At 46.7% G+C, this 25864-nt stretch carries 23 protein-coding genes; 6 read left to right on the plus strand and 17 right to left on the minus strand.

Annotated elements, in window-relative coordinates; all coding sequences use genetic code 11:
* Positions 1-6: 6 nt before the first annotated feature.
* Positions 7-714 (minus strand): lipoprotein-releasing ABC transporter ATP-binding protein LolD, encoded by a 708-nt coding sequence (gene lolD, locus ACVA6Q_RS13530; protein ID WP_353496621.1) that lies wholly within the window; start codon positions 712-714, stop codon positions 7-9.
* Complete coding sequence (lolC, locus tag ACVA6Q_RS13535) at positions 707-1915, minus strand: lipoprotein-releasing ABC transporter permease subunit LolC (RefSeq protein WP_418642064.1); 1209 nt, start codon at positions 1913-1915, stop codon at positions 707-709. Before lolC ends, lolD begins: the two co-directional genes overlap by 8 nt.
* 176 nt (positions 1916-2091) lie before the next feature.
* On the opposite strand from lolC, the gene ACVA6Q_RS13540 reads away from it, so the two are divergent.
* The 4 genes from ACVA6Q_RS13540 to ACVA6Q_RS13555 all read left to right on the plus strand — a co-directional run bounded on the left by ACVA6Q_RS13540 (position 2092) and on the right by ACVA6Q_RS13555 (position 7732).
* Positions 2092-2661, plus strand: a complete 570-nt coding sequence (locus ACVA6Q_RS13540) for a PilZ domain-containing protein (protein WP_418642063.1) — start codon at positions 2092-2094, stop codon at positions 2659-2661.
* A gap of 6 nt (positions 2662-2667) precedes the next feature.
* Positions 2668-6123 (plus strand): transcription-repair coupling factor, encoded by a 3456-nt coding sequence (gene mfd / locus ACVA6Q_RS13545; RefSeq protein WP_446647858.1) that lies wholly within the window; start codon positions 2668-2670, stop codon positions 6121-6123.
* 124 nt (positions 6124-6247) lie between these two features.
* On the plus strand, positions 6248-7048 hold the full coding sequence (locus tag ACVA6Q_RS13550) for a peptidoglycan binding protein CsiV (RefSeq protein WP_418642062.1): 801 nt from the start codon (positions 6248-6250) through the stop codon (positions 7046-7048).
* 132 nt (positions 7049-7180) lie between these two features.
* Positions 7181-7732, plus strand: coding sequence for a GNAT family N-acetyltransferase (locus tag ACVA6Q_RS13555; protein ID WP_353498713.1), 552 nt, complete (start codon positions 7181-7183; stop codon positions 7730-7732).
* Positions 7733-7830: 98 nt separating this feature from the next.
* On the opposite strand, the gene ptsG is transcribed toward ACVA6Q_RS13555, so the two are convergent.
* The 14 genes from ptsG to yceD all read right to left on the minus strand — a co-directional run bounded on the left by ptsG (position 7831) and on the right by yceD (position 20328).
* The gene (gene ptsG, locus ACVA6Q_RS13560; protein ID WP_446647859.1) at positions 7831-9264 is read right to left on the minus strand and encodes a PTS glucose transporter subunit IIBC; all 1434 of its coding nucleotides are present in this window, start codon (positions 9262-9264) and stop codon (positions 7831-7833) included.
* Positions 9265-9719: 455 nt separating this feature from the next.
* Positions 9720-10487: a TatD family hydrolase gene (locus ACVA6Q_RS13565; protein WP_446647860.1), complete on the minus strand. Its 768-nt coding sequence runs from the start codon at positions 10485-10487 to the stop codon at positions 9720-9722.
* A gap of 133 nt (positions 10488-10620) precedes the next feature.
* Positions 10621-11574: a DNA polymerase III subunit delta' gene (gene holB / locus ACVA6Q_RS13570; RefSeq protein ID WP_446647861.1), complete on the minus strand. Its 954-nt coding sequence runs from the start codon at positions 11572-11574 to the stop codon at positions 10621-10623.
* A gap of 8 nt (positions 11575-11582) precedes the next feature.
* Positions 11583-12233: a dTMP kinase gene (gene tmk / locus ACVA6Q_RS13575; RefSeq protein ID WP_446647862.1), complete on the minus strand. Its 651-nt coding sequence runs from the start codon at positions 12231-12233 to the stop codon at positions 11583-11585.
* Positions 12230-13246, minus strand: a complete 1017-nt coding sequence (gene mltG / locus ACVA6Q_RS13580; RefSeq protein WP_353496630.1) for an endolytic transglycosylase MltG — start codon at positions 13244-13246, stop codon at positions 12230-12232. The genes tmk and mltG overlap by 4 nt, the downstream gene beginning before the upstream one ends.
* Positions 13240-14046, minus strand: coding sequence for an aminodeoxychorismate lyase (pabC, locus tag ACVA6Q_RS13585; protein WP_446647863.1), 807 nt, complete (start codon positions 14044-14046; stop codon positions 13240-13242). The genes mltG and pabC overlap by 7 nt, the downstream gene beginning before the upstream one ends.
* An 83-nt stretch (positions 14047-14129) precedes the next feature.
* Positions 14130-15371, minus strand: coding sequence for a beta-ketoacyl-ACP synthase II (gene fabF / locus ACVA6Q_RS13590; RefSeq protein ID WP_353496632.1), 1242 nt, complete (start codon positions 15369-15371; stop codon positions 14130-14132).
* A 95-nt stretch (positions 15372-15466) separates the two neighbouring features.
* Positions 15467-15700 (minus strand): acyl carrier protein, encoded by a 234-nt coding sequence (acpP, locus tag ACVA6Q_RS13595; RefSeq protein ID WP_004406112.1) that lies wholly within the window; start codon positions 15698-15700, stop codon positions 15467-15469.
* A 162-nt stretch (positions 15701-15862) separates the two neighbouring features.
* Positions 15863-16597 (minus strand): 3-oxoacyl-ACP reductase FabG, encoded by a 735-nt coding sequence (gene fabG / locus ACVA6Q_RS13600; protein WP_353498714.1) that lies wholly within the window; start codon positions 16595-16597, stop codon positions 15863-15865.
* 16 nt (positions 16598-16613) lie between these two features.
* A complete protein-coding gene (gene fabD, locus ACVA6Q_RS13605) occupies positions 16614-17537 on the minus strand; it encodes an ACP S-malonyltransferase (protein ID WP_446647864.1) in 924 nt (307 codons plus the stop codon).
* Between the two features lie 57 nt (positions 17538-17594).
* Positions 17595-18545, minus strand: coding sequence for a beta-ketoacyl-ACP synthase III (locus tag ACVA6Q_RS13610; protein ID WP_112478343.1), 951 nt, complete (start codon positions 18543-18545; stop codon positions 17595-17597).
* A gap of 5 nt (positions 18546-18550) precedes the next feature.
* Positions 18551-19576, minus strand: coding sequence for a phosphate acyltransferase PlsX (plsX, locus tag ACVA6Q_RS13615; RefSeq protein ID WP_446647865.1), 1026 nt, complete (start codon positions 19574-19576; stop codon positions 18551-18553).
* 9 nt (positions 19577-19585) lie between these two features.
* Positions 19586-19756 carry a 50S ribosomal protein L32 gene (gene rpmF / locus ACVA6Q_RS13620; RefSeq protein WP_031493499.1) on the minus strand — a complete coding sequence of 57 codons (171 nt, stop codon included), beginning with the start codon at positions 19754-19756 and terminating at the stop codon, positions 19586-19588.
* A 44-nt stretch (positions 19757-19800) separates the two neighbouring features.
* Positions 19801-20328 (minus strand): 23S rRNA accumulation protein YceD, encoded by a 528-nt coding sequence (yceD, locus tag ACVA6Q_RS13625; protein ID WP_353496635.1) that lies wholly within the window; start codon positions 20326-20328, stop codon positions 19801-19803.
* Positions 20329-20463: 135 nt separating this feature from the next.
* Here yceD and ACVA6Q_RS13630 point away from each other — a divergent pair, with 135 nt between their 5' ends.
* Positions 20464-21048, plus strand: a complete 585-nt coding sequence (locus ACVA6Q_RS13630; RefSeq protein ID WP_446647866.1) for a Maf family protein — start codon at positions 20464-20466, stop codon at positions 21046-21048.
* A gap of 76 nt (positions 21049-21124) precedes the next feature.
* Here ACVA6Q_RS13630 and rluC read toward each other — a convergent pair whose 3' ends face one another.
* Positions 21125-22072, minus strand: coding sequence for a 23S rRNA pseudouridine(955/2504/2580) synthase RluC (gene rluC, locus ACVA6Q_RS13635; protein ID WP_446647867.1), 948 nt, complete (start codon positions 22070-22072; stop codon positions 21125-21127).
* A 615-nt stretch (positions 22073-22687) separates the two neighbouring features.
* Here rluC and rne point away from each other — a divergent pair.
* Positions 22688-25672 (plus strand): ribonuclease E, encoded by a 2985-nt coding sequence (gene rne, locus ACVA6Q_RS13640; RefSeq protein ID WP_446647868.1) that lies wholly within the window; start codon positions 22688-22690, stop codon positions 25670-25672.
* The last annotated feature ends 192 nt before the right edge of the window (positions 25673-25864 follow it).

Below are 25864 nucleotides of genomic sequence, written 5' to 3' on the forward strand. Positions count from 1 at the left end.
CCTTATCTATGCGCCAACTGTCGCAGCATTTGTTACTGCGTCGACCAGAAGGCCGTCTTGCATGTGCAGCTGTTTGTCCATTTTAGCGGCCAGTTCATTATCATGGGTGACCACCAAAAATGCCGTACCATACTCTCGATTCAAGGTGCGCATCAGGTCATAAATCGACAGCGCTGTTGCATAGTCTAAGTTACCCGTCGGCTCATCAGCCAGCACCAAGTCTGGCTTGTTCACCAAAGCCCTGGCAATAGCAACACGTTGACGCTCACCACCAGATAGCTCAGAAGGACGATGTTTTAATCGATGTCCAAGCCCCACACGCTCCAAAAGATCGCTCGCCTCTTGATGTGCCTGACTCACCTTAACACCACCAATCAATAGCGGCATCGCCACATTTTCGACAGCAGTAAAGTCACTCAACAGATGATGGAATTGATACACAAAACCCAAGTGTTGGTTACGTAATTTGGCTTGTTGGTTCCCCCCCATATCAAGCAAAGACTGACCGAGAAACTCTACACTTCCTTCGCTTGCTTCATCGAGCGCACCTAACACATGCAATAGGGTCGATTTACCCGAGCCAGACGAACCAATAATCGACACCAACTCACCTTTTTCAATGTCGAAGCTCACCCCTTTTAGCACTTCCGTATCAACTGCGCCGTCGTGGTAAGTTTTACGAATATTACGACACGCGATTAATGGATTACTCATATCTAAGGGCCTCTGCGGGTTTTACTGACGATGCTCGATAAGAAGGAAATAAGGTTGCGACTAAGCTGAGCAACACTGCGCCAACCACAACAACAATAATTTGATATGGGTTAATCACCACTGGCAATTGACCACCAAAACTAAACAGGGCGACGCCCATCGCATCTAAGAGGCTATTAAGATTCGTGGCAAGTAACACGCCCAGTAGGCCACCAACGACGGCTCCCACGACGCCACTGCTCGCGCCTTGAACCATAAAGATAGCCAGCACCTGTCGGTCACTCATCCCTTGCGTTTTCAGGATAGCCACCTCAGACTGCTTCTCCATCACCACCATAATAAGCGCAGAGATAATATTGAATGCAGCGACACCAATAATGAGTCCAAGCATTAGCCCCATCATGTTCTTTTCCATGCGCACAGCTTGGAACAACTCGCCTCTTTGCTCACGCCAATCACTCCAACGCCAGTCCTCTGGAAGCGGCTGACTACTCAGCTCCGAAACAATAAACGGGTCGTCAAAGAACAGTCGCCAGCCACTGGCCTGACCTGCTTTGTAACGCATGAGCTTGCCGGCGTCGGCAATATGGGTAACCACGAGTTGGCTATCTACATCAGAGCCCGTACTATAGAGTCCAGCAACAGTAAACATACGCTGACTTGGGATCCGGCCTAATGGTGTGTACTGGCTGGCGCTCGTAACCATTAAACGAACTTTATCACCCACACGAACGTCTAGCTCACGCGCTAAGCTATGACCAAGCAAAACTTGATACTTGCCTGCGCTTAGCCTTTCTAAACTGCCACTGACTATGCGAGAGCGAATCGGGTCATCACTGTCAGGCTCAATACCGATCATCATTGCTGCAGCAAGTCCTTGGTGACTTTGTAATACCGCTTCACTTCGAACAATAGGGACAGCAGATTGACTGCTGCCGTATTGAGAGAGCAATTCAACGGGCTCTTCATCGATAGAAATTCGGCCAGAGTCGTGACTGATGACCGCCTGTGGCAAGACGCCCAAAATCCGGCCTTTAAGCTGGGCTTCAAAGCCATTCATCACCGACAACACCGTTACCAGAGATAACACACCAATCGTGATACCTGCGGTAGACATGTAAGAGACAAATCGACTGAATCGGTCGCCGGAACGGCCTCTGAGATAACGCAACCCAATAAAAATTGGCAAGGGGTGAAACATAGTGTTCGCCATAGAAAGATAACTACTAGCTAATGTAACCAGAAAACTGTCAGGGTTGTAGCCCTGGATGTCATTTTCCTTTTAAATTACCGACTTTTGCCGAATTCATCGGCCGTTTTCTTGATAACTCACGGATACACAGAGATAATTAACAGATGTTGATTTAGGGAAAAACTATGCAGCACAACGACTTCTTTACCGTAAACGGACCGCTGAAAGCAAACATTGAACCACTCGCTATTGGCTCACAGCTTCCTGAATTAACGGACTATATCGCGGAGATCCCGCCTTCATTCGTCGCGTCAAGCGAGTTCAGCCAGCTTGATCAAAAAACGGATGCCGCTCAGCATGAGCTTAACCAGCACAATCTGAAACATGTCGCAGAGCTGCTTGAACAACAAAATAGCAAGCTCAATTTGCTGCTCAACTACATGATCGCACAGCAAGACGAGCCGGAGCTCCGTTATATCACCAAAAGCTTTGGCGCCAGCCAGTTAAGCTACGTTAATAGCGACGCCTTGCAGGTTGGACAATACGCCAAACTGAAACTGTTTTTAGATCATCCGCCTTCTGGCGTCTATTGTTATGCTGAAGTTACTCAAGTAGAGCCGCAAGACGACGGTTTCCTCATCACGCTTTCCTTTGTTCGTATTTTGGAAGAGCATCAAGACCTTCTTATTAAGGCAGCCTTACATCAGCAACAAAAACTGCTTCGTCAGCGCTCATTAGATAGAGAAAACAATTAATCCATTATGAGTCATTCTCCACTACTTCCACTGAATGCCCCGCAAGGCAAAGGTGATAAAAAACATCTCGGAAATCTGATTGGTGGCGCACTTGCGCTATCTATCGGTGAACACGCGTTAGCCCATAACCAGCACACCTTACTGGTAGTGCCGGATCCGCAGTTGGCGCTGAAACTTCAAGGTGAGTTAGAGCAGTTCTACTCGGGTGATGTTGCTCTTTTCCCGGATTGGGAAACACTGCCTTATGACAATTTCTCGCCACATCAAGATATCATCTCCGATCGTATCGCCAGACTGTACGCCCTGCCGCAACAAGCCAACGGCATCACCATAGTGCCCGTGAGCACCTTGCTACAGCGCCAAAGCCCACGCGACTATCTGATGCAGCACACCTTGATGGTGAAAACGGGCGATCTGTTCTCTCTCGATAAGCTCAGAGTACAGCTAGAAAACTCAGGCTATCGTCATGTTGACCAAGTGTTTGGACCAGGTGAATACGCTAGCCGCGGATCGATTTTAGATCTCTACCCAATGGGCAGCTCTGCACCGTATCGCATCGATTTTTTCGATGATGAAATCGACACTATTCGCACCTTTGATCCTGAAAATCAGCGCTCAATTGAGGACATTTCAGAGATCCGCCTACTCCCAGCGCACGAATTTCCGACCACCAAAGAGGCCATCGAAGAGTTTCGAACTCGTTGGCGTCAGCAGTTTGATGCCAGACGAGAACCTGAATCCATCTACATGCAAGTCACGAAAGGGACTTGGCCTGCGGGTATCGAATATTGGCAACCGCTATTTTTTGATCACACGGAAACCTTATTTGATTATGTCAGTGATGACGCACAGGTCATCATGGTGGGAGAAGTAGAAACCGCCGTCGATAATTTCCTTGCCGATGTCGATAGCCGTTACGAGCAGCGTAAAGTCGACCCACTTCGACCATTGTTAGCACCCACAGAGCTATGGCTAGAAAAAGATGAGTTCTTTAGCCGCCTTAAGCAGTATCCACAGCTGCAATACCATACGGATGCGATCGAAGAGAAAGCAGGACGCAACAACGCCCCTGTTGAGGCGCTACCAGACATTACAGTGCAGCATCAGCTTAAAGAGCCGATGGCGCAGATCCGTCAATTCACCGAGCAGTTTAGCGGCAATATTGTCTTTTCGGTCGAATCTGAAGGTCGCCGAGAAGCACTACTTGAGCTACTGCATCGCATTAAGCTTCGCCCAGTTGAGCAGAGCAATCTGTCTGAAGCCCTTGCCAGTAATGAACGCTTCACTCTGATCATCGGCCAATGCGAGCATGGATTTCGCTACCAAGACAGCTTTGCACTTATCTGTGAAAGTGACATGTTGGGTGACCGTGTTATCCAACGCCGCAAGAAAGAAAAACGCTCCATAAACAGCGACACGGTAATTCGAAACCTCGCCGAGCTAAAACCAGGACAACCTGTGGTACACATCGACCACGGTATTGGCCGCTATGTCGGTTTACAGACGCTTGAAGCCGGTGGCATGACCACAGAATACGTAACGCTTGAGTATCAAAACGACGCCAAGCTCTACGTACCTGTTGCGTCACTTAACCTTATTGGTCGCTATTCTGGCGGCGCAGAAGAGTCCGCACCGCTGCACAAACTTGGTGGCGAGGCTTGGGCGAAAGCGCGCCGTAAAGCGGCAGAAAAAGTCCGTGACGTAGCCGCAGAACTGCTTGATGTCTATGCCAAACGTGAACTCAAGCCTGGCTACAAATTCAAGCTAGACCGTGACCAATACGCTACCTTTAAAGCTGGTTTCCCATTCGAAGAAACGGACGATCAAGCTCAGGCGATAAATGCGGTCATGTCGGACATGTGCCAACCAAAAGCGATGGATCGCCTAGTTTGTGGTGACGTAGGTTTTGGTAAAACAGAAGTCGCCATGCGAGCAGCCTTTGTCTCCACGGACAATGGCAAACAGGTTGCGGTTTTAGTCCCGACTACCCTACTCGCTCAGCAACACTTTGAGAACTTCCGCGATCGCTTTGCCAACCTGCCAATCCGAGTGGAAGTACTCTCGCGCTTTAAGTCGGCCAAAGAGCAAAAAGCGATTCTACAAGATGTCGCAGATGGCAAAGTCGATATCGTGGTGGGTACCCACAAGCTGCTGTCCAGTGATATTCGATTCAAAGATTTGGGTCTGCTGATCGTAGACGAAGAACACCGCTTTGGTGTTCGTCAGAAAGAGAAAGTAAAAGCGATGCGAGCGGATGTCGATATTCTGACGCTGACTGCAACCCCTATTCCAAGAACGTTGAATATGGCCATGAGTGGTATGCGAGACTTGTCTATCATCGCTACACCACCAGCCAGACGACTTGCGATTAAAACGTTTGTACGTCAAAGCGAAGATAGCGTGGTTAGGGAAGCGATTCTTCGTGAGATCATGCGTGGTGGTCAAGTCTACTTCCTACACAACCAAGTAGAAACCATCGAGAAAGTGGCCGCTGATCTTGAAAAACTGGTTCCAGAAGCCCGCGTCACGGTCGCTCACGGTCAAATGCGGGAACGCGAACTAGAGCGCGTGATGAACGACTTTTATCATCAGCGGTTCAATTTGCTAGTGTGTACCACCATTATAGAAACTGGCATCGATGTTCCAACGGCTAACACCATCATTATGGATAGAGCCGATAACTTGGGTCTTGCGCAGCTGCACCAACTTCGTGGCCGTGTGGGTCGTTCGCACCACCAAGCTTATGCATATATGCTCACTCCGCATCCTAAAGCCATGACCAAGGATGCTATCAAGCGTTTAGATGCTATCGCTTCACTCGAAGACTTGGGCGCTGGTTTCACGCTTGCCACACACGATTTAGAAATACGTGGTGCGGGTGAATTACTGGGTGATGAACAAAGTGGCCAAATTCAGTCTGTTGGCTTCTCACTGTATATGGAAATGCTTGAACAGGCAGTTGAAGCGCTTAAAGAAGGTCGAGAACCTTCGCTAGACGATCTGCTGCGTGAGCAAACCGAAGTTGAGCTGCGGATCCCTGCGCTACTCCCAGATGATTACATTCCAGACATTAACACCCGCTTGTCGATGTATAAACGCATTGCGAGTGTGGGCAATGAAGATCAACTTAACGAACTTAAGGTCGAGCTTATCGACCGCTTTGGTCTACTTCCTGATGCAGCGAAACACCTACTGGAAGTAGCCAAAATGAAGCTTCGTGGCGGGTCGCTGAAAGTGAAGAAAGTAGAAGCGCATGAGAAAGGCGGCTATATTGAGTTTTATCCAGACGCTGACATTAACCCAGCCTTCTTAGTTAAACTACTGCAAGCTCAACCGACCAAGTTTGCGATGGAAGGGCCAACCAAGTTTAAGTTTATGGAGTCATTGACCGATCGCCGTAAGCGCTTGAACTATTTAAACAGCATGCTTGATGAGTTTGAAGCCAATCGACTACCGGCCTAAACGACACAAGTAGAGCCTTGCCGAAACATAAAGCTGATGAATGGCACAAATTGTTTCGGCAACACTTTGTATTAATTGATATACTGGATCCCACTCACCGACAGTGGCCATCAATGGAGAAACAATGAAAAAACTGATCCCACTGCTACTCCTATTGGTCTCTATGCCAAGCTTGGCACAGAGACAATTTGACATAGAAGTGATCGTTTTTAAGCGCGCCATCAATCCTGAAAAAGTGAATGAGTCATGGCCAAACGATGTGGCAGACATTGACTTTAGTCGCGCCGGCTCTCTTAACGATGCGAGTTATCGCGCGTCAAAAAATGTCACCGTGTTGCCGACAGCCTCTTTTCAGTTAAATGAAGAAGCCAATAAGCTTAAGAATCATGCGGGTTACACTGTATTGCTTCATAAAGCCTGGCGCCAAGGCGACAATGGTAAAGGCTCTGCACCTATCTTCCATCTTCGAGCAGGTAAAGACTACTCCACTGAGTTTTACTCTGACGGCTCTGAAAAAGGCAGTCTAAGCAACACATCATCACCCGTTGAAGGCGTAACTGAGCAAGCCATCGATAAACCACTGTATGAGCTTGATGGAAAACTGCAGATTTATGTTCAGCACTACCTCTATGCAGAGGCGCAACTTGACCTTAAATCACCAAGTACCAAACAAGTAGTTGTTGAAGCACCATTAAGCGAAGCTCCAATAGAAATTACAAACACAGAAACAACCACCGATGCCGCGCAGCCAGACAGTAATGTTATCGCTGGTAATCTCGAAGCCATTGAGCCACAACGTGAAACATTGACCTTCTTGAAAGACTATCGCCTGGATCAGAAACGTCGTATGCGCAGTAGTGAAACTCACTATCTCGATCACCCATTAATGGGAATGATCATTCAAGTACGACGTGTTCAAAACTAGTCGATACACAGTCTTCTAGATACACCCTCTTCTAAAGACTCGCATTGCGAGTCTTTTTTTATTTCATTTCCCCAACTCTCAAAAAGCCAATAGAGCTGTGAACTCACTCGCATAAACGTTTATACTTTGGCTATGAACGTCAATTACACCATATACACCAAGCGCTTATGCTTACGTCTGCTAACACCAGACCATGTACCGCAGTTTGCAAACGCGATCCAAACCTCACCGTCACTTCATCAGTGGATTGATTGGTGCCACTCCAATTACACCGAAGAAGAAGCATTGGAGTTTATTAGTGCCACGCGGCTCAATTGGGTAAAAGCATCGGCATTTGGCTTTGCACTGTTTAGTCGCGATAGTGACGAGTTTCTCGGTATGGCCGCATTCAATGAGTTTTATCATACCTTCAACATGGGAAGCCTAGGCTACTGGCTTAAGGATTCGGCGCAGCACCAAGGCTACGCCCTGGAGGCGATGGATGCGATTATTGAATTTGCCTTTGCTCACCTACTCCTAACGCGCTTAGAGATTGTCTGTGACCCGGACAACTCGCCTAGTCACCATCTTGCAGAGCGTTTGGGGGCAACCTTCGAATGTGTCGCGCAGAATCGCTACATCTTTAACGGCAAGCCGAAAGCAGGAATGGTCTACTCGATTACACCAAACACGCGCAGGGTATAGAGCCAACTTCAATTAGCATCTTATCTAACGGGTCAGATTCGAAACAAAAAAAAAGGAAGCTTACGCTTCCTTTTTTCGTTCATTTTGGATTGAGCTGATTAGCCGTGGTTGCGAATCCACTCATCCATGTCTGTTTTCAGGTTGTCAGACTTGGTACCGAAGATAGCTTGAACACCACCAGATACTACAACTACACCTGCAGCACCAAGTTGCTTAAGCTTGTCTTGGTCAACGATTTCAGTGTCTGCTACAGCAACACGTAGACGTGTGATACATGCATCTAGACCTGTGATGTTCGCTTTACCGCCGAACGCTGCAACTAGTTCACCAGCCATTTCGTTACCAGAAACCGCTACACCAGCTTCTTCAGTTTCGTCTTCACGGCCTGGAGTCTTAAGGTCCATTGCAGTGATTACTGTGCGGAATACGAAGTAGTAGATTGCTGCGTATACTAGACCAACACCAATCATTAGACCAAGTTTCTGAGAGTTACCAGACAGAACTAGGAAGTCAATTAGACCGTGTGAGAATGAAGTACCGTGTACAAAACCTAGAGTGTTTGCAACAACGTATGCAGAACCAGCTAGTAGAGCGTGGATTCCGTATAGTAATGGAGCTACGAATAGGAACGAGAATTCGATTGGCTCAGTGATACCTGTTAGGAACGATGTTAGAGCAGCAGAAGCCATGATACCCATAACTTTAGCGCGGTTCTCAGGCTTAGCACAGTGTGCAATAGCGATTGCAGCAGCTGGTAGACCGAACATCTTGAACATGTAACCACCCGCTAGCTGACCGAAGCCATTACCAGCAGCACGAGACGCTTCGTCTGCAACTAGGTAACAAGTTAGTACGCCGTTTTGAGTTTCGCCTGCAGCGTTAACACAAGTACCTGCTTCGAAGAAGAACGGTACGTTCCAAACGTGGTGTAGACCGAATGGGATTAGAGAACGCTCAACAACACCGTAGATACCGAATGCTAGTTGTGGGTTTTGCTCTGCAGCCCAGTGAGAGAATGCACCGATAGCAGCACCGATTGGTGGCCATACGATAGATAGGACGATACCTAGTGCAATCGCAGTGAAACCAGTGATGATTGGCACAGCACGCTTACCAGCGAAGAAGCCAAGGTACTCTGGAAGTTGGATTTTGAAGAAACGGTTGAATGCCCAAGCAGCCACACCACCGACAAGGATACCACCTAGTACACCTGTATCGATTTTCTCAACGCCCATAACACCAGCCATAACGCTTAGCGTTGCAGTCATGATGCCGTAACCAACGATAGCAGCTAGACCTGCAACACCGTCGTTGTTAGTAAAGCCAAGTGCTACACCTACAGCGAATAGCAATGCCATTTGGCCGAATACTGAGCCACCAGCTTGTTCCATAAGGTTAGAAACTACTTCTGGAATGAAGCCAAGGTTGGCAGCACCTACCCCAAGAAGAATACCTGCAACTGGTAGTACCGATACTGGCAGCATCAGAGACTTACCAACTTTTTGCAGGTTAGCAAAAAGGTTCTTAAACATGTTTATGCTCCTGATAAAGTTATTAGTATTTATGGGCTCTAACGGCACACCCCCGTAGCCTAAATGTTAGCACCCATAGAAAATGTAACCACGATTCGAATTATATTTTCTGCCTCTAAATATATCTTGATGGCACTCAAGGTTTCTACACACTTACGAAATTTAGTTTCAAAACTACGCATGGATCACGTTTCGAATCACCTTGTGTAATGGTTTTCAGTCACCTTAACTTATTGAAATGCGGAGGAATTATAATTATATCAATTAATTTCACTGAGTGAATAAAATAGGCCTCTAAGTTATTTTACGTAACATAATTACAGTTTGTGCAGAATCACCTCTTTTTTCTCAACAGAAATCGTTAACATTAAATTTATTTGAACTTTTCAATTTTTTTCGACAAAAAAGGCGCAAATTGCGCCCTTAGTAACCACATGTGTCAAAGTTGTTATTTCCTAGCTCAAAAAAAGATCACGGTAATTTTTGCTGGTTTTTTCAGCGACCTCAGACAATGACACCCCTTTGAGCTGCGCGATATAGGCTGCAACTTCGACAACATACGCTGGTTGGTTCTCTTTTCCGCGGTGCGGAATAGGCGCAAGATACGGAGAGTCCGTCTCAATAAGCAGGCGTTCTAACGGTAATTGTTTCACGACTTCTTTGAGTTCTTTTGCTTGTCTGAAGGTAACAATACCTGAAATCGAGATATAAAAGCCCAGCTCCATAGCCGCTTTCGCGAAAGGCAAGTCCTCAGTAAAGCAATGGATCACGCCACCACAACGCTCTGCATGACCATTTTTTAGTATATCAAGAGTGTCTTGACGTGCGTTGCGAGTATGAATGATGAGCGGTTTATTCACGTCAACCGCAACGTCAACTTGCTGCTCAAAGCGACGTTTCTGAAGCTCTGCTGTGTCTGGTTGGTAGTGATAGTCCAGCCCAGTTTCACCAACAGCCACAACACGTTCGTGAGCCACATAACGTTTAAATTGTTCTAGCGAAAAATTACTTTCTACGTCCAGAGGATGAACGCCACAAGATGCCATAATTTGCGGGTATGGCTTGATAAGCTCCATCATCGCTGGAAAAGAATCTAACGTAACACCTACGGATAAGAGCTGTTCGACGTTCGCTGCTTTGGCTTTATTCAGTACGTCTTGAATACCATCGTGTAGCTCGTCGTAGTTGAGCTTATCAAGATGACAATGTGAATCTACAAACATAATAATTTACTTAATTAACTATGAAAAATTTGAGGAATACGGAGCTGGTATGGAGTTAGACAATCGGTTTGGCCTAACCCATAGGGTAGACCAAGACCGTGTTTAAGGTTAGAACGAGACGAAAATTAAGCAACTAAAAACGGTATAACCAGTTCGTCATCAAGAGTTCAGTATTGAGGCCACTAGAGATCGACAGCTGCTGCTTTAGCTCAGCGAGAGCCTCCGCCTGTTGAAACAAGGTTTGATAGTCGAAATGTGCCGCTAACCGCTTCGCCTCTGATATTGTCGTGTCATCGGTTACACCAAGCGCCTGTTTTTGCGCACTCACCAACACGAGCCAAAGCCAAGAAAGCTGAACGTCGACAGCCACATCGCTCTTTACTAAGCTCGTCATCAATGACGACACGTCCGTTTGACCACTAATCACGACTTGGATAAAGGAGTCAAGCAGACCATTAAAGACGTTCTCATGACCTTGCTCTATAAAAGCCTTCATCACTAAAGGCTCGCTCTGACAGAGGTAGGCAACCTGAGGTGATACGTCTTTATTAAGTTGCTGACTCACCCACTCACAAGCAGCTTGCTGTGTCGGAGCAGCAATTGGCCAAGCCTCACAACGACTTCTTATCGTCGGCAGCAAACGTTGTGCGTTGTCCGTTGACAGAATAAACACACAGGAGCTTGATGGCTCTTCGAGCGTTTTTAACAAAGCATTAGCTGCAGAGGCATTCATACGCTCTGCTTGTGGAATCACAATCACTCGGTAGCCCCCAAATTGGGAGGACTCTAGTGCCCACTTATTAGCTTGGCGAATTTGTTCAACAGAAAGCGTCTTTTTATCCTTCTCAGGCAGCACCATATGCACGTCAGGATGTGATTCTGAACGGATTAAGCTACAGGCATGACAAAATCCACACGGCTCAGACGCATCATTCTCGCACATCAGCCCACTAACATAGCGATCAATCAATGCTTGAGGTGCAAGACCCGGTTTAGCCTGCAATAGCATCGCCCCCGGGATGTGAGCTCGTTCTAAGTTGGACTTAAGTTGCTGCCAAGTGGTCGTGTGCCAAGGATACGCGTACATAACCTTCCCTATTGCTGTGCTAACCAAGCTTTAACCGCTTGGCGAATATCCGTTTGAACCGAATCGATATCTTGGCTGGCATCAATAGTCACAATGCTCGAATCCTCACTCGCTAAATTCAAGTATCGTTCGCGAGTGCGCTCAAAAAAGCTAATGTCCATTTTTTCAATGCGATCCAATTCACCACGGCCACGAGCACGCTCAAGACCGAGACGTGGCTCAATGTCTAAATACAAAGTAAAGTCTGGCTTAAAGCTACCAAGCGCGATCTGCTTTAACGACGACATAGTATCGGCATCAATTTGACGACCGCCGCCCTGATACGCCTGCGATGAAAGATCATGACGATCCCCTATCACCCAAGCGCCCTTTTGCAGCGCTGGCTTAATCACGGTTTCTACAAGCTGAATACGAGCGGCATACATCAATAGAAGCTCTGAGCGATCTTGCAGCGCTTCACCTGGCTGTTCTTCTTTAACCAAGGCACGCATTTTCTCTGCCAACAAAGTACCGCCAGGCTCACGCGTGTTCTCTACGTGTTCAATACCGGCAGCGTCGAGTTCTTCACGAAGAACATTAATCGCAGAGCTTTTACCTGCGCCTTCCAGGCCCTCAATAACTATGAATTTGCCTTGAGGAATGAATTTACCTTGGTTCATTTTCGACTTCTTAACTGTTTTAAATACTGTTGGACCGCACGATTGTGGTCGCGTAAGTTCTTAGAAAACACATGGCCGCCAGTGCCACTAGCAACAAAATAGAGATAGTTGCTGTCTTCTGGATTCACTGCCGCCATGATAGATGCTTTGCCTGGCATTGCAATCGGCGTTGGTGGCAGCCCATTGATAACATAGGTATTGTAAGGCGTGCGCTCACGAAGATCTTTCTTACGAATATTACCATCATATCTATCGCCCATGCCGTAAATTACAGTTGGGTCAGTTTGAAGGCGCATACCTTTGTTCAAACGGTTCACAAACACTGATGCGACACGTTCACGTTCAGACGGAACAGAGGTCTCTTTTTCAATGATTGAGGCTAAAATTAAGGCTTCGTACTGATTATTTAACGGCAGTTTCTCTTGTTTCTGCTCCCAGCTCGCGTTGAGTATTTTTTCTAGCTTACTGTTAGCACGTTTTAAGATATCTAGATCGCTATCACCAACCGAATAATGATAGGTTTCTGCAAGGAACAAGCCTTCAAGCTTTTCATGTTCAATACCCAGAGCCTTGGCAATTTCAGCCTCTGTCATTTCCTCTGTCGCATGCTTTAAATGCTCAGCAGTTGTAAATTGCTGGCGCCATTCTTTAAACGTTGAGCCCTCGATAAAGGTAATAGCGAGTTGATACTCTTGACCATGGATGATTTCGCTTATCGCCTGTTCGAAACTCATGCCCGGTCTAAGCTCAAATGTTCCAACTTTAATCTTGGTAAGCTCAGGGTGAAAACGACGGATCAATGGCTCAAAATCTGTTGGTTTTATCCATTGGTTGGTGACGAATTTACCTATTATCGTATTGAGACTATTCCCACGCTGAACAGTCACCAACTCAGGCTGTTCTATATTGAGCGGTTGAGTGATAAATGTTTCAACACTGTTCTTCACATATACAAAGCCGCCAGCGGCTATCGCACATAGCACGATGACGAGTAATACAAACTTCTTTAGCACAGACTTAACTTCTCCTGGATCTGTTTTGTTAGTGAGCCTTTGACAAACTCAACTTCCCTAATTTTTATGACGGGCGCAACCCCTAAAATACAATTGGTAACGAAAACCTCATCGGCATCTAGAACCGTCTCGAGACGAAACTGACCCACGGTCACTGAGTAGCCAAGTGAGCTCATCGCTTCAAGCACTTGTTCACGCATAACGCCGGAAACACCCGCAAGCGAAAGATCAGCAGTAAACAGTTGCTGAGACTTAACCCAAAACAGATTCGCCATTGTGGTTTCTATGACATTGGCCTCCAAATCGAGGACGATGCCATCTAGATAGCCCGCATCTTCTACATTGGATTTCGCTAGAATTTGTTCGAGTCGGTTATTGTGTTTCAAACCGGCCAATAATGGACTGTGCCCCAACACAACGTCTGAAACCGTCATTTCGATGCCATTTTGTCGAAGTTCGTTATATTTTTCCGGATATTCAAAGCAGCTTACCGTTACGAAAGGGCCATGGTTGACCTTGGCACTGTAGCCTCGACCGCCTTCTCCTCGACTTACGTGTAGCTTGATGCCTGCTTGGGCATCGGGCAGAGCTAGGCTTTCAATATCGTCACGCAAAGCGTGCCAATCCACGGGTTCAATACGCAATGCTTCGAGCGCCTGTTCCATACGCTTCACGTGCTGCGCCCACAGTTGAAGTTTGCCATCTCGCGTCAAGATCGTTGTAAAGCAGCCGTCACCGTATTGAAAACTTCTGTCACTTACCGAAATCCTTTCGATAGGCTGACCATCACGCCAATGCATACTGTTCCCTTAAAATAACAAAACGGCTCAATGCTAAGCATCAAGCCGTTTAAATACAAGTCTCTTATCTCAACGAGTAGATATTACATCTTTTTGAAGATTAGTGAGCCGTTTGTCCCGCCAAAACCGAACGAGTTACACAATGCGTATTCCATTTCCACTTTACGTGCTGTATGTGGTACTAGATCCACATCGCACTCTGGGTCTGGATTATCGAGGTTAATCGTTGGTGGCACGATTTGGTCAACCAAAGACATGATTGTGATAATTGCTTCAGCTGAGCCTGCAGCACCAAGAAGGTGACCTGTCATCGATTTTGTAGACGATACCAATACTTTCTTCGAGCCTTCTTCACCAAGTGCACGTTTAATGCCTTTGATTTCAGCTACGTCACCCGCAGGTGTTGACGTACCGTGTGCGTTTACATAACCGATTTGCGCGCCAGTAAGGCCTGCATCACGAAGTGCCGCTTCCATTGCTAGTGCGCCACCAGAACCATCTTCGCTTGGAGATGTCATGTGATAAGCGTCACCGCTCATACCGAAACCAACAAGCTCAGCATAGATCTTAGCACCGCGCGCTTTAGCGTGTTCGTACTCTTCAAGTACGATCACTCCGGCACCATCACCAAGTACAAAGCCGTCACGATCCACATCCCAAGGACGAGATGCTTTCTGAGGTTCGTCATTACGAGTTGACAGAGCTTTCGCAGCACCAAAACCTGCCATACCAAGTGGTGTAGACGCTTTCTCAGAACCGCCTGCAACCATAGCTTCAGCGTCACCGTATGCGATCATACGAGCCGCATGACCAATGTTGTGTAAGCCAGTAGTACAAGCTGTTGAGATGGCAATGTTAGGACCACGTAACCCAGCGAGAATAGAAAGTTGACCAGCAACCATGTTTACAATAGTCGAAGGGACAAAGAAAGGACTTACGCGACGAGGGCCTTTCGATACCAACGCTTGATGACCCGCTTCGATGAGATCAAGACCGCCAATACCAGAACCGATCGCAACACCGATACGGTGTTGGTTATCTGGCGTGACGTCTAGACCAGAATCTTTAAGAGCGTGCATACCTGCCACAATGCCGTATTGGATAAACAAATCCATTTTCTTGGCATCTTTTTTAGACACGTACTCACTGCCGTCAAAGTCTTTAACTAAGCCTGCGAAACGAGTTGAGAAATCGGTTGTATCGAAATGTTCAATATTTACGATACCACTCTTGCCCTCAAGAAGGGCTTTCCATGAAGATTCTACGGTGTTGCCTACCGGTGACAACATACCCATGCCAGTGACAACAACACGACGCTTGGACACGATTTTTTCTCCGGGATATTTGTGATTCTATTTGAAAGGATAGAAGACGTTTAAAAAAAACACAGGCGGCCATGGTGGCCGCCTAGAAAGAGATATTACTGAGCGCTGTTTACGTAGTCGATAGCAGCTTGAACAGTAGTGATCTTCTCAGCTTCTTCATCAGGAATCTCAGTGTCGAATTCCTCTTCTAGAGCCATTACTAGCTCAACTGTGTCTAGAGAGTCAGCACCTAGATCGTCAACGAAAGAAGCTTCGTTTTTAACTTCTGCTTCGTCTACACCTAGCTGTTCAACAATGATTTTCTTTACGCGTTCTTCGATGTTGCTCATTTTAATTTTCCTTTACAGATTTCGCTCTATGCGATGTTTCCGTAGTTTATTCGAACTGTTGAAAGTTGCAAGGGGGTCCTTGCTGGTCAAACCACAATTTTAGCGAATTTAACCGAAATTCAGCACATTTTTGACTTAAATCATGCACAAATGTTGCACAGATCAAACCATGTACATGCCACCATTTACGTGAAGAGTCTCACCTGTGATGTATGCCGCTTCTGGCGATGCAAGAAATGCAACAGCCGAAGCGATTTCACGAGGGTCACCTAAACGGCCAGCAGGCACGTTCGCTAGTGTAGCAGCTCGTTGCTCATCATTCAGTGCTTTTGTCATGTCTGTTTCAATAAAACCAGGAGCCACTGTGTTGACTGTTACACCACGTGAAGCTACTTCACGTGCCATAGACTTGGTAAAGCCGATAACGCCTGCTTTTGCTGCTGCGTAGTTTGTTTGACCTGCGTTACCCATAGTGCCCACAACAGAGCCTACGTTGATAATACGGCCTTGACGTTTCTTCATCATGCCACGCAGTACCGCTTTAGATAGGCGGAAGATAGACGTAAGGTTCGTGTCCATGATATCCGTCCACTCATCGTCCTTCATACGCATTAGAAGGTTGTCACGAGTGATGCCTGCATTGTTTACCAGAATGTCGATAGCACCGAATTCTTCGTTAATTTGCTTTAGAACAGCTTCGATTGAGTCGGTATCTGTCACGTTAAGAGCTAGACCCTTACCGTTATCACCTAGATATTCACTGATTGCTGCTGCGCCGTTCTCTGACGTAGCTGTACCAATTACCTTTGCACCGCGCTCTACAAGTAGCTCAGCGATTGAGCGACCAATACCACGGCTTGCACCTGTTACTAGGGCAATTTTGCCTTCAAGGTTCATCATTATTGGATTCCTTTTATTTTGCAGCTTCAAGTGACGCAGCGTCGTTTACTGCTGCAGCACTTAATGTCTTAACGATACGCTTAGTTAGACCCGTTAGAACCTTACCTGGGCCAAATTCTAGCAGTTTCTCTACACCTTGCTCGCTCATCTTCTCTACACCTTCAGTCCAGCGAACTGGGCTGTGTAGCTGACGCACAAGTGCGTCTTTAATTTTTGCAGGATCAGTCTCTGCTGCCACATCAACGTTATTGATTACTGGAACAAATGGTGCGTTGAATTCAATCGCCTCTAGAGCAACGGCTAGCTTCTCTGCTGCTGGCTTCATCAGCGCACAGTGAGAAGGTACCGACACAGGAAGAGGAAGTGCACGTTTCGCACCCGCTTCTTTACACAATACACCAGCACGCTCAACTGCCGCTTTGTTACCGGCAATCACGACTTGACCAGGTGAATTGAAGTTTACTGGAGAAACCACTTCACCTTGCGCTGCTTCTTCACACGCTTTAGCAATAGATTCATCATCTAGACCGATGATCGCGTACATAGCGCCAACACCAGCTGGTACGGCTTCTTGCATTAGCTGACCGCGCAGCTGAACAAGCTTAATGGCTTCTTTGAAGTCAATCACACCTGCACAAACTAGTGCAGAGTATTCACCTAAGCTGTGGCCTGCGACGAGCACTGGCTGAGCAAGGCCTTGCTCTTGCCATACACGCCAGATAGCGACAGAGGAAGCTAGCAAAGCTGGCTGTGTACGATGTGTCTGATTAAGATCTTCAGCAGGTCCATTTTGAACCAATGCCCAAAGGTCGTAACCTAGTGCATCTGATGCTTCTGCAAATGTCGCTTTCACGATCTCATGTTGCTCGCCAAGCTCTGCAAGCATGCCAACTGTTTGTGAACCCTGACCTGGGAACACGATTGCAAAATTACTCATCGTTATTTCCTTAAACAACGCAATCTATGACTTTTATACCGTTTGGTTTGGGCAGAGTTAGAAGCGAACGAGCGCCGAACCCCAAGTAAACCCACCACCAAACGCTTCTAATAACAGGTTTTGTCCACGCTTAATTCGGCCATCACGCACTGCTTCATCGAGTGCAGTCGGTACCGTAGCGGCTGACGTATTACCGTGACGATCAAGTGTCAATACGACTTGATCCATCGACATACCAAGTTTCTTCGCTGTCGCGGCAATAATGCGATAGTTCGCTTGATGAGGCACTAGCCAATCGAGATCTTCTTTACTCATCCCATTGGCTGCTAGTGTGTCTTTCACCAATTTAGATAGCTGGGTTACCGCTACCTTAAAGACTTCGTTGCCTGACATGTTGAGCCATTTATCTAGCTCACCACCACGAACTGGCATTTCAAGGCTAAGCAAATCGCCAAAACGGCCATCTGCATAAAGATGTGTCGAGATAATTCCTGGTTCTTCGCTTGCACCAAGAACCACGGCGCCTGCAGCATCGCCAAACAAAATAATAGTAGAGCGATCAATCTCTTCAACAGTTTTTGATAGACAATCTGAACCGATCACCAATACGTTTTTACACATACCTGAGCGGATATGCTGATCGGCAACTGATAACGCATAAACAAAACCAGTACATGCTGCCGCCATATCGAATGCAGGACAACCTTGAATACCAAGTTTTGCTTGAACTTGACATGCAGACGACGGAAACGCGTGGCTGCTACTTGTCGTTGCAACAATGATCAGATCGATATCGTTTTTATCGATACCTGCCATTTCAATCGCTTTTAGCGACGCTTCATAGCCCATATCCGCGACGGTTTCGTCTTCGGCGGCAATGCGACGCTCTTTAATGCCTGTGCGAGTGACAATCCATTCATCTGTCGTGTCTACCATTTTCTCTAGATCGGCATTGGTGCGGATCTGAGATGGCAGGTAGCTGCCCGTACCTAAAATTTTGCTATACATGAAGACTAATACTGCCTCTCGAGTAACACTGCTTCTAGACGATCGCTTATTTGGTTTGGCACTTGGCGCTTAACCTCGTGAACCGCTTCGCCTATTGCATTAACAAGCGCCGAAATATCAGCGCTTCCGTGGCTTTTTATGACAATGCCGCGCAATCCTAACAAACTTGCTCCGTTATACTGGTCGGGGTTCAGTGCTTTTACTTCACTTAACATGTCAGAAAACAGTAATCTGGCTAACCATCCTTTGATGGTTGACGTAGCCAACTTCGCTTTAAGTTTGTCCAAAACAAACTGCGCAGTTCCTTCGCACGCTTTCAATGTGGTATTACCAACAAATCCATCGCAAACGATAACATCAGCACAGTCACTCAATAACTCATTACCCTCAACGAATCCAATATAGTTAATGGATGGGCATTGTGTCAGCATTTCTGAGCAACGTTTGACCAAATCATTACCCTTAATTTCTTCGGCACCAATATTGAGAATGGCAACGCGAGGGCTGCGTCCCAAATGTTGCTGTGCAAGTGCACTACCCATGACAGCGAACTGAAATAGAGAGTCTGCATCAACCGACGCGTTTGCGCCCAAGTCGAGCATCCAGGTTTTTGCACCGGATTGGGTTGGCAGTGCCGTAACTAAAGCGGGTCTATCAATGCCTGGGAGAAGTTTGAGACGATATCGTGACAACGCCATCAATGCGCCAGTATTTCCGCCACTAACACATGCGTCAGCGTGCTCAGATTCAACTAAATCCAAGGCAATACGCATCGACGTATCGTGACTGTTTCTTAAGGCGAAGGAAGGCTTTTCGGAATTCGAAATGACTCGGTCACTATGCATCACCTCAAGGCGAGGGCTGCGTTGGTAACCTAAATGTTTGAGTTGCGTGTTTATTGACGGCGTGTCGCCAACAAGCACCACTTTTAGCTCTGGGAAATGCGACAGTGCCTGCACGGCGGCAGGCACTGTTACGGAAGGACCGAAGTCCCCGCCCATTGCATCAAGTGCAACGGTTATATTATGCAAAGGTCAACCTTACTTGTTGATAACCTTTTTGCCACGGTAGTAACCGTCAGCAGTCACATTGTGACGTAGGTGAGTTTCACCTGAAGTTGCGTCTACAGATAGTGCAGCTGAAGTTAGCGCATCATGTGAACGACGCATGCCACGCATAGAACGTGACTTCTTGCTTTTTTGTACGGCCATGGACCCTACTCCTATGTTAGTAATTTAAACGTCAGTAACTTTAGTTACTCACGCTTTAAGCTCTTTAAAACATCAAATGGATTTGGCTTTTCTTCTGGAATCTCTTCCGGAATATCTCCAAACACCATGTTGTTTGAGTCAACGCTACAGTCTGCTATATCGTGCATTGCGACTTGAGGCAGGTTTAAGATGAACTCGTCTTCAACTAGTTGTATGAGATCAACCTCACCGTACTCATTAAGATCTACCAAATCATAATCTTCCGGAGCTTCCTCTTCACTCTTCTCACTATAATAAGGAGTATAAGTGAATTGGACTTCACACAAGTGTGTGAAAATCTCATTACAACGCTGACATTCCAAATCAACTTCGATGTTAGCTTTACCAGAGATAACAACAAGTCGCTGTTCATCATGCCCAAAGGACAATGTCACTTCAGCATCGCGTTTTACGCTACTAACTGACTCGTGCAAACGCTTAAAAAGGCTGACTTGGATGATGCCATCGTAGTCGAGTCTTTTTTGTGCCGTCTTACCCGGGTCAACACTTCGCGGTATTTTTACCTTTTGCATAGGGCGCGAATATTATCTTCCAAAACGGATTTAGTCAAAGAAAAAGGCGAAAAAGTTGTACTTTTTTTGCCTACAGATTAAGAATCTATCAATATGTCTAGAAACTGCAATTATAATAGAAAAACTGAACCGAAAATGAAATCCATAAGACTCATTTTAGCCTCAACTTCTCCTTATCGTGCCGAGCTATTGGCGAAGTTAGGTCTACCCTTTGAGGCCATCGCCCCACAAGTTGATGAAACCGTCCATTCTGATGAGTCAGCTACGCAGCTGGTTCAACGACTAGCAGAACAAAAAGCACGTGCACTGCAAAATGAGCCCGACGCGCTTGTTATTGGCAGTGACCAAGTTTGTGTTATCAACGGCCAAATTATTGGTAAGCCTCTTGATCGCGAAACAGCTATTGCTCAGCTTAGCCAGCAGAGTGGCAAAACCATTCGATTCTATACAGGCCTCGCTGTCGTCAACACCAACACAAAGGAGTGTGACGTCACCGTCGATACCTTCGATGTTACCTTTAGAACGCTAAACCAAGCGCAGATTGAGCGCTACGTTGATCTCGAGCAGCCCTATTACTGTGCCGGCAGTTTCAAAAGTGAAGGACTTGGCATTAGCCTATTTAGTGCATTGGAAGGAAAAGATCCAAACACATTAGTGGGTCTGCCTTTAATCGATCTAGTAACTATGCTCGATAAACACGGGCTCTCACCTTTAGGCTAGTTTCAGCGCTATTCTTTCTAAGAGATCAAAAAAGCGAAGCCAACTCGGCTTCGCTCATCAATAGAACAAACTAACCTCAAGACATCGTCTTAAGCTTGTCCAATGCTTTTTGAAGCTTAGGCTCCATTTCGGCGTGGATTTCCATTCGCTCTTCTTTACCCGGGTGGGTGAAAATAATGTTTGCAGCATGTAGGAATAAACGATCCAATCCTGCTTTGGCCGTGTAAGCATCAAAGCGGCGATCACCGTAACGGTCGTCCCACGCAATAGGATGACCGGTATATTGAGTGTGCACTCGTATCTGGTGAGTACGCCCGGTAATCGGACTTGCCTGAATTAACGTCGCTTGCTCAAAAGACGTCAGCACTTTGAAACGTGTTTCTGATGGCTTGCCGTTAGGGTTCACTCTGACAATACTGTTCACTTCGTTTTTAAGAAGTGGTGCTTTGACGACCTTGCAGCTCGGCTTCCACTTGCCCATTACCAAAGCATAATAATATTTCTGAACGGTTTTCTCTCGGAACTGAGCTTGCAAGTGGCGCAGCGCTGAGCGCTTTTTCGCTACCAACAAAATACCGGACGTATCACGGTCGATGCGGTGCACAAGCTCAAGAAAGCGCGCTTGTGGTCTCAAAGCGCGTAACGCTTCAATAGCACCAAACTTAAGGCCGCTGCCACCGTGTACGGCCAGACCCGAAGGTTTATTAAGGATGAGCATGTGGTCATCTTCATAGATGATCTTCGATTCCAGCTCAGCGACACGATTTAGGTTGGTATTGAGCGGCGCTTCTTGCTCTTTTTCTTCCAGAGTTACCGGCGGAATGCGCACCAAGTCACCCGCTTGCAGCTTGTATTCGGCCTTAACGCGCTTTTTGTTGACTCGCACTTCGCCCTTGCGCACGATTCGATACACAACACTTTTTGGGATGTTTTTAAGTTGGTTACGCAAAAAGTTATCGATGCGTTGACCAGCCATATCGTCATCGATGTCGACGAATTGGACTTTTGTTCTAATTTCACTCATTTCGCTATTATAACACTCAAAGTATCAAGAAAAGAACGCTTTCTATTTTCCGTATCCAATTCGGAAACTTGTGAACTGTGCCAAAACAGGTCAAGTGGTACTGGCTGGACAAGTTGTGGATAAATTTTAACCACGATTGGAGCCATTTTCACAACCCTCTAATTTTGACGATTAAAATCAGTACATTAACCGTACAGACCGCGCAAAAGCTTGGTTTTTTTCTGTGGTTTACAATAAAGCTGATTGCTGATAATTCGTTGCGCTGCTATAGTTCACAGCTGCACAGGGTAATTAGAATCGATTTACCATTTATCGCTATTATCCTTGAGCAATTATATCTTGAGTAGATCGCTTAGTATTGAAACGCAGCAACTGGCATAAGACGTTGAAAGCTAAGTCTTCCTTGTCACCTACTCACGTACTCGTGTTTGAGTAATACCGCTAGATACGCGGATCACACAGCCTCAGCCTTGTGTGATGACTGTAGTGCCCACGAGCATCCCTTCCAGCCGGGAGGTTGCATTAAATAAAGCCATGGGATCAGGCACCGCGAGTTACGAAACCTGTGACAAGAGCAATGATGAAAACAAAGAAAATACAACGAGAATTTCTGTAATGAAAAGAATGTTAATTAACGCAACTCAAAAAGAAGAGTTGCGTGTTGCTTTGGTTGACGGCCAAAAGCTTTTCGATCTTGATATCGAAAGTCCTGGTCATGAGTCAAAAAAAGCAAATATCTACAAAGGACGTATCACTCGAGTTGAGCCTAGCCTAGAGGCCGCTTTCGTTGACTACGGTGCCGAACGCCACGGTTTCCTCCCTCTTAAAGAAATTGCAAAAGAATACTTCCCAGAAGGTTATACCTATCAAGGTCGCCCAAGCATCAAAGATGTATTGAGCGAAGGCCAAGAAGTGATCGTGCAAGTTGAAAAAGAAGAGCGTGGCAGCAAAGGCGCTGCTCTGACAACGTACATCTCTCTAGCAGGTAGCTACTTAGTTCTAATGCCAAACAACCCTCGCGCCGGCGGTATTTCTCGTCGCATCGAAGGTGAAGAGCGTACTGAACTAAAAGCTGCACTGAGTACTCTTGAACTGCCACAAGGTATGGGTCTTATTGTCCGTACTGCAGGCGTTGGTAAGAGTGCAGAGGAACTTGAGTGGGACTTACGTTTCCTACTGAACAACTGGGAAAACATCAAAGGTGCTGCAGACCAAAACCCTGCACCATTTTTGATCCACCAAGAAAGTAACGTGATTGTGCGCGCTCTGCGTGACTATCTACGTCGCGATATCGGTGAAATCCTTATTGATAGCAACACTATCTATGAGCGTGCTCGCCAGCATATCCAATTGGTACGCCCAGACTTCGTTAATCGTGTTAAAAAGTACGACAGCGAAATACCATTGTTCAGCCACTACCAAATTGAAAGCCAAATTGAATCTGCATTCCAACGCGAAGTGCGCCTACCTTCAGGTGGTTCAATTGTTATCGACCCAACAGAGGCACTTACCTCTATCGATATCAACTCAGCGCGCGCAACCAAAGGCAGCGATATCGAAGAGACGGCACTGAATACCAACCTAGAAGCAGCAGATGAAATTGCACGTCAATTGCGTCTTCGTGACCTAGGCGGTCTAGTGGTTATCGACTTCATTGATATGACGCCAGTTCGTCACCAACGTGAAGTAGAAAACCGTCTACGCGAAGCGGTTCGTATTGACCGCGCCCGTGTTCAAATCGGTCGTATCTCTCGCTTTGGTCTACTAGAGATGTCGCGCCAGCGTCTAAGCCCATCGTTGGCTGAAGCTAGCCACCACATCTGTCCGCGTTGTAGCGGTACTGGTGTGGTTCGTGACAACGAATCACTTGCACTTTCTGTATTGCGTCTGATTGAAGAAGAAGCGCTTAAGGACAACACATCGCAGGCTTTAGCGATTGTTCCTGTGCCTATCGCCTCTTACCTACTCAATGAGAAGCGCCGCTCAATTAACCACATCGAGCGTGTTCAAGAAGTGAAGATCACTATCGTCCCTGATTCAGACATGGAAACACCACACTTTGAGGTGATCCGTGTTCGTGAAGGCGAAGAGCAAGATCTATTGTCTTACCTACTGCCTAAGAAGCTTGAAGCACTGCGTGAAGCAGAAGCAAAAGAAGCCGGCGAGTCAGAGGTTAAGCCACGTAAAATAGAACAACCAGCACTGCAAGGCTTCGCGACACCAACGCAAAGTGCTCCATCTCCATCTACATCTTCAACTCCAGCGCCTAAGACGCCAGAGAAGAAACCAGTGGTTGAGCCAAAGGTTGAGAAACCTGGTCTGTTCTCACGTATTCTTTCTGCAATTAGCTCACTATTCGCGTCTCCAGAACCTGAAAAGAAAGAGCCAGAGAAGAAAGAAGACAACAACAAGAATCGCAACAATCGTTCACGCCGTAACCGCAACAACGACCAGCGTCGTCGCAACAACAAAGAGACTCGTGACAACGATCGCAACAAGAATCGTCGTAACAAGCCTAACCGTGACCGCGATGAAGAAAAAGAAACGCAAAGTAACGAACAAGAGCCGCGCAAACCTCAAAACCGTCGTAACAAGCAGCAAGACCGTCGCAACAAGAAGCGTGACGAAGCAGCTAACAACTCGAAGGTAGAGGAGCAAGGCAAGCAAATCGCTGCTGATGTTCAAGCTGAGAAGAAAGCACCTCGTGCGGAAGAGAAAACAGCGAAAGTGAAAGAACGTCGTCAGCGTCGTAAACTCACTAAGCAAGTTCGTGTGAAAGATCAAAACGCGAAGCAAAAAGAACTCGAAACGCAACAAGAAGCCGCTGTTGTCGCCCAAGCTCCGGTAGAAAAACCGCAAGCTCCAGAAGCGTCAAACGAAGCAGGTGCTAAAGAGGAAGGCAAGCAACGTCGTAACCGTCGTTCACCACGTCACTTACGTGCAAGTGGTCAGCGTCGTCGTCGCGGTCGTGATCGTCGCCCTAACCCATTCCGCCTGCGCAAAGGTGGTGTTGCATCACCAGAGATGGCAATGGGTAAAGTGATGCCAAGCTACGGTATTGTGAAACCAAAACCGAAAGCGAAACCTCAAGAAGAAGTAGCTGAAACACCAGTACTAGCTGTAACAGGTATGGCAATGCCAGAAATGGCGATGGGTAAAGTCATCGTTATGCGTAAGCCAGAGCCCGTCGTTGCGCCAGAGCCAGTAGAAACTGCAGTCGTTGAAGCGGTAACAACTGAAGCACCTGCTGTTGCTGAAGCTGTCGTTGTAGAAGCTCCGAAAGCTATTGAAGCTGCTCCAGAAAGCACTCCAGCACCCGTCGCTGAAACTGAAGTTTCTGCAGAGCCTGCAATCGAAGCGGTAGCTCCTGCTGCAGAAGCGCCGGTTGAAGCTGCAAAGCCTAAGCAAGCGGCTCCTGCGAAAACAACGGTTAAAGGTCACGCAAGTGCACCAATGGCTAAAGCGGAAGGCAAGCAAGAGCTTGGTGAAATCATCATCAACGCAGCGCCTGCTAAAGCAGAGCGTTACCAGCCAAAAGGCGCTGGCAGTCAAGCTGCGTCTAACGCTGCTTCAGCGGTGATGACCAAACCAAATTACTAACCCTTTGCGGTTAGAAATTGACAACAACGAAAGGGCTACCAACTGGTAGCCCTTTTTTTATTCTTCATTCCAACCAGTGTATTATTCGGTGCTTCCTAATCTCGACACTATTTATGCATAACAATTTGTTTCAATATTGAACTTCTGGAGACAATTAGGTAGCATGCCCGACTTTGATTATTTCATTAGCAA

It is taken from the genome of Vibrio sp. DNB22_10_4 (assembly GCF_052879755.1).